The organism is bacterium, assembly GCA_008933615.1.
Lineage (GTDB): Bacteria > CLD3 > CLD3 > SB21 > SB21 > SB21.
In genome coordinates, this window is sequence record WBUR01000069.1 from 1 (window position 1) to 5,903 (window position 5,903).

The window sequence follows — 5,903 nt, forward strand, 5'->3', positions numbered from 1 at the left end:
CCACGATCTGATCGTGGACTGTTAATACCAGCGTGTTGATCTTGTTATTAGTGTGTTGTCAAAGAACAAACTTTATGAATTAAAACTTATCAAAACTCTTGACTCTTTACATACCAGCGAAGTCGAACCATGACAGATTTAGTAAATCAACCCTCGATTTTGCTCAGGCAAAAAGCTCCTTTTCCATTGTGAGGCAACCCGATAAGCACGATAAAAAATATGGGTTCTAATCCCCGCCGCCGCAGCTACTGCAGGAACTGCACGAACTCCCCGAATCGCCGGAATCGGATGAACTGTCGCTGTTATCGGAGAAATCTGAAAAAGCGTTCCGCGTTTCGTCCGATGGATCAAAACCTCCGTCATTAAGTCCGGCATTTTTGATATCCGAAGCGTATTCATTATTGTCGTAATACACAGCGTCAGATGCCTGCGGCGGTTCAAATGGTTGATCGACGTTCATCGTATTGCTCTCGCCGGCGTTGAAACCTTCGTCACCGACGCTCATGATATTTGCGCCATTATCGTCAACGAGAGTCGCATTATTCACCTGAATATCATGCGTATGGCACATGCTAGACCACATCCACGCATAGAAAAAAGCATTGCCCCATCCGGGATATCCGTAAAAAACGGGTTCTACCGCCTGTTTTTGAGCCGATGGAATTTCTTTTTTGATCCGTTCTTTCGGGCGAACGATCTTAGCGTTCGATTCAACTTTAATATGGTCGATACGGATCGCCTTTCGAATCGCGACTTCGAGTGAACTTACAAACTGATCGAATCTTAATTGTTTGGCTTTTACAAAACTCCGGTATTTGTCGTTAGTATCGAATATGGGTTTGAGTTTTTCTTCCATATCTTTTTCGGATTGATTGGATTTTGATTGAAACTCACTCATCACGCCGTTGATCTTGATCTGAATAGGCGGCTCGCCGACTTTGTGAATACGGCGAATAAAAATTTCGATGAGATAACTAAATTCCTTGTCTGAATGCTCGAGAACGAGATCCAAAGTTTTAAAAACCTCCGACTCGATCTCATCCACTTCGTACTTGAATTTATCTAAAGTATCCTTCAAATCGTCTGATTTCCCTTCTTCGTCGAGATAAAAATCGATATCGTCCTTTGATAAACGAACAATGTTGGAAATCCCAAGTGAGCGGCAAACCATATTTAATTGCTGCAAAACCGATAAAGCCGTTAAAGTCTCCACTTCTTCTTTCTCGCTAATGTTACCCGACGATAGTATAAACAAGAGTTTTTTGAACACTTTGGTTGGCGGAATCGGCTGGATCTTGGTCATTTGTGACGGGTCAACGGATAATGATGCGGATAAAAACATAAGTACTCCTTTTGAAATTAATATATCAAACGTAGCCACGGAGAACACTGTGGTGAATAATTATAAAGATGTTGAAGACGTGCACGCGCCGCAGGCGGCTTGTGCTTCGGACAGACTTCCCCAAAACCTGTCCGGTGGTTTTCCAAAATGTTCACGGTAATACTTAAGCGTATTTATGAACTGCTTCTTATTTTCCTCGCCATTTCCCCCGGGATGGTGATGAATATATTTACCGAAATGGTTTTGGCAAAAATCCGTGTACGCTTTGGTGCATAAGATGAATTCATGCCATGCGTAGTCAACTAAAAGAGAAGGGGTCAATCTCTGTTCATAATAAGCCGTCAAATTAAGATACTTCAGAACTTCAGTTAACAACTCCGCAACCCGTTCATTCTCAATCTTGCATGCTGTTGAAATTCTCGCGGCGAGTATGTTATTCGCCTTCAAAACGGACAGAGCAAGGTTGCGGTGATCAAAATTTTCCGGGAGCAATGAGTCGTTCATTTATCCTGCCGTATTAAACGTTAGTTGGCATTTGGCATACTTTTCCGGTTCAAATATCCATTCGATCGTTCCGTTGTATGCAGTCATTATGGACTGCAATTGATTGCTCGGCTTTGGCAAAGTCTGTTGGTCGGTATGAACGATGAAAACCAATTGATGTTTCGAATAATGGGAATCCAAATCGATCTGAATTTCACCCTCTCCGGCCTCCTTCAGATAATTAATAATATAATTGATCGCCTTAATGAGCGGTTTGGAATTGTTACTTTCAATCACACACCCAATATCCAAACACAAATGGGAATCAAACTCTTTATTTTGTTTGATCAGAAGAATTAGTTCGCGGAGGTCTATTGACATAACGTCGTTTTCAATTATTTTTTCAATAACGCCTCAAAAACCTCTTCCAGCCTTCGCACGCCTGCAATTTTTGTTGATTTCATTTCAGAAAGGTCTTTGGTATTACTTTTTGGGATGACCATGTTCTCAAACCCAAGTTTGACCGCCTCGCGCATACGGCGTTCGGCAAAACTCACCGCGCGAATCTCACCGCCGAGCCCGATCTCGCCCATCACGACGGTATACGGATCAACCATCGCGTCACGATAACTTGAAGCAATTGCCAGTGCGACGCCAAGATCGAGCGCGGGCTCGTCCGCTTTCAGGCCGCCGGCGATGTTGAGAAAAACGTCATGCTGGCCGAGCGGAATGCGCGCGCGTTTTTCAAGAACGGCGATGAGTAACTGCAATCTGCGCAGATCAAAACCGGACGTGGTTCTCTGCGGCATGCCGTAGCTGGTAGGGCTCACCAGCGCCTGAATTTCCACCAACAGTACCCGCGAGCCTTCCACGACCGGCACGACCACCGAGCCGGGCTGATTTAAGTGACGCTCCGATAAAAATAATTCTGACGGATTGGAGATCTCGATTAACCCTTTATCGCGCATTTCAAATATACCGATTTCGTTAGTTGACCCGAACCGGTTTTTGGTTGCGCGCAAAATTCGAAATAAATGATTTTGATCGCCTTCAAATTGCAGCACCGTGTCCACGATATGTTCCAACACTTTCGGGCCGGCGATCGCGCCGTCTTTGGTAACATGTCCGACCAGAAAAATCGAAATGCCGCGCGTCTTGGCGAGATGCATCAGCAGCGCCGTACATTCGCGAACCTGGCTCACACTGCCCGGCGCACTTTCGATTTCATCGCGGTATAATGTCTGTATGGAATCGATCACGACGATTTGCGGTTTCGTTTGCATGATCTCCTGAAGAATCTTATTCATATTCGTCTCGGCGTACACGAGCATGTTGTTGGTTTTCGCTACGATACGCTCCGCGCGGGATTTGATTTGATAAACCGATTCCTCACCGGAGATATAGAGCGTTCTCTGTTTTAGCTGCGCCGCCATCTGGAGCATCAATGTGGACTTGCCGATTCCGGGTTCGCCTCCAACCAGCACAAGCGAACCTTTTACGATACCGCCGCCGAGCACACGGTCAAATTCCGGAATTAAAGTGGAAATGCGGTGATCGGTATGAACTTCAATCTGATCCAATGTTTGCGCAGATTCACTGAGGTCAACGTAGGTTGAACTGTCCACGTTCTTGAAACTACTTAGAATTTTGTCAGGGGATCGCGACGGCGCAGGTTGGCCGGAAACGGTTTCTTCCACGAAAGAATTCCATGTTCCGCATTCCGGGCATTTGCCCAATGATTTGGATGATTGGTATCCGCACGATTGGCAGACAAATTGGGTTTTGATCTTTGGCATTCAGGGTTTTCAGTTAAGGGAGTGATTTCAATACCGGTTTTAGAAATTTCCACACGGTCTCTGCAATGATAACATGTCCCGCGGCTGTAGGATGAATTCCGTCCCTCTGATTAAGTTCCGGCCGGTCGCCGACGCCCTCGAGCAAAAACGGAATAAGACCCACGTTATTTTTTTTAGACAGTTCAGGATACATTTTGCGAAATTCAGCAGCGTATGCGTCGCCCATATTTGGCGGAACTTCCATTCCCGCGAGCAGGATGCGGATATTTGGATATTGCGCGCGGGCTTTGTCGATCATGTCCTGTAGATTTTGTTTGGTCAGGCTAAGCGTAATGCCGCGCAGTCCGTCATTGCCGCCGAGCTCGATCATCAGCACGTCGACCCGTTGTTTGAGAAGCCAGTCGATTCTGCGCAGTCCGCTGGACGTCGTTTCGCCGCTCAGGCCGGCATTAACGACTTTGAAATCCATTCCCTCGTTTTTGATTTTATTCTGAACTAATGAAGTGAATGCCTGCGACGGTTCCAGTCCGTATCCGGCCGTGAGACTGTTGCCCATAAAAAGAATGGTTTTGGTGCCGACTTCCTGCGCATTCATAACTGGGGATAAGCAACATAGAATGACTACAAAAATAGAATATTTTATCCAAAACATAATAGGGGAAAAACCGTATTGTTTGTAATACAAAGTGTAATTAAGTTCATGTCGGTAAAACTGAATCAACCACAAAATACAAAATCCAATCGTTATGTCAAACATTTTACATGTTCAGGAATTATCTAAATCTTATCGCAGCGGTTCGCGCGATCTCACAGTACTCCATGACGTTTCGTTTTCTATACAAAGCGGCTCGACGTGCGCCGTGGTGGGACCGTCGGGAAGCGGAAAAACTACTTTACTCGGATTGTGCGCCGGGCTTGATCACCCGAGCAGGGGATCGGTTCATCTGAACGATACGCAAATGGATCTTTTGGATGAAGATGCCCGCGCACTGCTTCGAAACCAGCACGTGGGATTTGTGTTTCAGAATTTTCAACTGATACCGACGCTGACCGCGCTGGAGAATGTCATGGTGCCTCTGGAACTCAGAGGGGAATCGCGGGCGGACGTCTTTGCGCAAACGTGGCTGGAGCGCGTGGGCCTTGGAGACCGTATGGACCATTATCCTGTGCAGTTGTCCGGGGGTGAGCAGCAGCGCGTTGCGCTTGCGAGAGCTTTTATCAATCAACCTAAAATTCTATTCGCAGACGAGCCTACCGGAAATCTGGACGACGAGACCAGTCATAAAATTGTAGAGCTGCTTTTTGAATTGAATAAAGAGATCGGAACGGCATTAGTATTGGTTACGCATAATCTGGAATTGGCTCAACTGACGCAGCGCATCATTCGATTGCGCAGCGGAAAAATAGTTTCTGATGAGCCAACCCAGAGTCAAAATAATTAATGTGCTTATCAGGTTTACTCACATACGTCATGGTGAGCGGAGTCGAACCATGACCAAGTTTAGTAAAATCAGTCTTCGACTTCGCTCAGACTGAAGGGTTCTCTTTCATTTGTGAGCCAACCCGATAAGCACAATAATTAATGATGTGAGGAACATTGCCCGTAAAAGGCACAAAAAGATTCAGAAAATTATTTTTTAATTTGCATTTCGTTCGTGTTATTTAGTGTGTTTCGCGGGCCCATGGTTTTAATTTTTTACTCGTATGACAGACATGAATTTTAAAAAACCTCATTTTACGATAACCGATCCCTGGATCTGGAAAATGGCATGGCGCGACGGACGCCATCATTGGCAGAGATTATTTCTATTTCTTTTGTCCATCGTTATGGGAACGGCGGCGTTGGTGGCGATTCAGTCCATGAGCGACAATCTGAAAAGGGATATTGACGACCAAGCTAAAACGCTGCTTGGCGCCGATCTGGTTATTTCGAGCCGCCAGCCTTTTTCATCCGAGATCGAATATTTTATTGACTCACTGGGTGGAAAACAATCGCGCGAAATCACTTTTGCCTCGATGATCTATTTCAAAAAGAACAACGGGACGCGGCTCATTCAGGTCAAATCTGTCGAAGGTACATTTCCCTACTACGGTGCATTGGAAACTCTGCCGCCCGACGCGGCCGGTACATTCAGGCAAGGCAGAAAAGCGCTGGTTGATCACGGTTTGCTGCTGCAATTCGGCGCTGAAGTTGGCGATACGATCACACTCGGTTCCCAATCATTTGTTATCGAAGGGCGGCTGCAAAAAGTTCCGGGTGAATCGGCCGCGACGCAATTAGC

At 46.0% G+C, this 5,903-nt stretch carries 7 protein-coding genes; 2 read left to right on the plus strand and 5 right to left on the minus strand.

Translation table 11 applies throughout. The features are described from left to right. Nucleotides 1-226: 226 nt before the first annotated feature. Genes F9K33_16145 through F9K33_16165 form a run of 5 tightly spaced genes read right to left on the minus strand, consistent with a single transcriptional unit; the run spans nt 227 to nt 4,273 of the window. Nucleotides 227-1,342, minus strand: a complete 1,116-nt coding sequence (locus F9K33_16145; protein ID KAB2877564.1) for a hypothetical protein — start codon at nt 1,340-1,342, stop codon at nt 227-229. 60 nt (nt 1,343-1,402) lie between these two features. Continuing rightward, nucleotides 1,403-1,846, minus strand: a complete 444-nt coding sequence (locus F9K33_16150) for a hypothetical protein (protein ID KAB2877565.1) — start codon at nt 1,844-1,846, stop codon at nt 1,403-1,405. Beyond that, entirely contained in the window at nt 1,847-2,206 is a 360-nt protein-coding gene (locus tag F9K33_16155; protein KAB2877566.1) for a hypothetical protein, read from the minus strand. A gap of 14 nt (nt 2,207-2,220) precedes the next feature. Continuing rightward, entirely contained in the window at nt 2,221-3,621 is a 1,401-nt protein-coding gene (gene radA / locus F9K33_16160; GenBank protein ID KAB2877567.1) for a DNA repair protein RadA, read from the minus strand. A 13-nt stretch (nt 3,622-3,634) separates the two neighbouring features. Continuing rightward, nucleotides 3,635-4,273, minus strand: coding sequence for an arylesterase (locus tag F9K33_16165; protein ID KAB2877570.1), 639 nt, complete (start codon nt 4,271-4,273; stop codon nt 3,635-3,637). A gap of 94 nt (nt 4,274-4,367) precedes the next feature. Between F9K33_16165 and F9K33_16170 the strand changes: the two genes are divergently transcribed. Together F9K33_16170 and F9K33_16175 are read left to right on the plus strand one after the other, a co-directional pair. Continuing rightward, nucleotides 4,368-5,063 (plus strand): ABC transporter ATP-binding protein, encoded by a 696-nt coding sequence (locus F9K33_16170; protein ID KAB2877568.1) that lies wholly within the window; start codon nt 4,368-4,370, stop codon nt 5,061-5,063. Nucleotides 5,064-5,325: 262 nt separating this feature from the next. Then, on the plus strand, nt 5,326-5,903 hold a 578-nt coding region (locus tag F9K33_16175; GenBank protein ID KAB2877569.1), incomplete at its 3' end, for an ABC transporter permease.

Bases quoted from the DNA above. Each gene is read 5' to 3' on its own strand.
- F9K33_16145 (KAB2877564.1), bottom strand. From the start codon at position 1,342: ATGTTTTTATCCGCATCATTATCCGTTGACCCGTCACAAATGACCAAG.
- F9K33_16150 (KAB2877565.1), bottom strand. From the start codon at position 1,846: ATGAACGACTCATTGCTCCCGGAAAATTTTGATCACCGCAACCTTGCT.
- F9K33_16155 (KAB2877566.1), bottom strand. From the start codon at position 2,206: ATGTCAATAGACCTCCGCGAACTAATTCTTCTGATCAAACAAAATAAA.
- radA (KAB2877567.1), bottom strand. From the start codon at position 3,621: ATGCCAAAGATCAAAACCCAATTTGTCTGCCAATCGTGCGGATACCAA.
- F9K33_16165 (KAB2877570.1), bottom strand. From the start codon at position 4,273: ATGTTTTGGATAAAATATTCTATTTTTGTAGTCATTCTATGTTGCTTA.
- F9K33_16170 (KAB2877568.1), top strand. From the start codon at position 4,368: ATGTCAAACATTTTACATGTTCAGGAATTATCTAAATCTTATCGCAGC.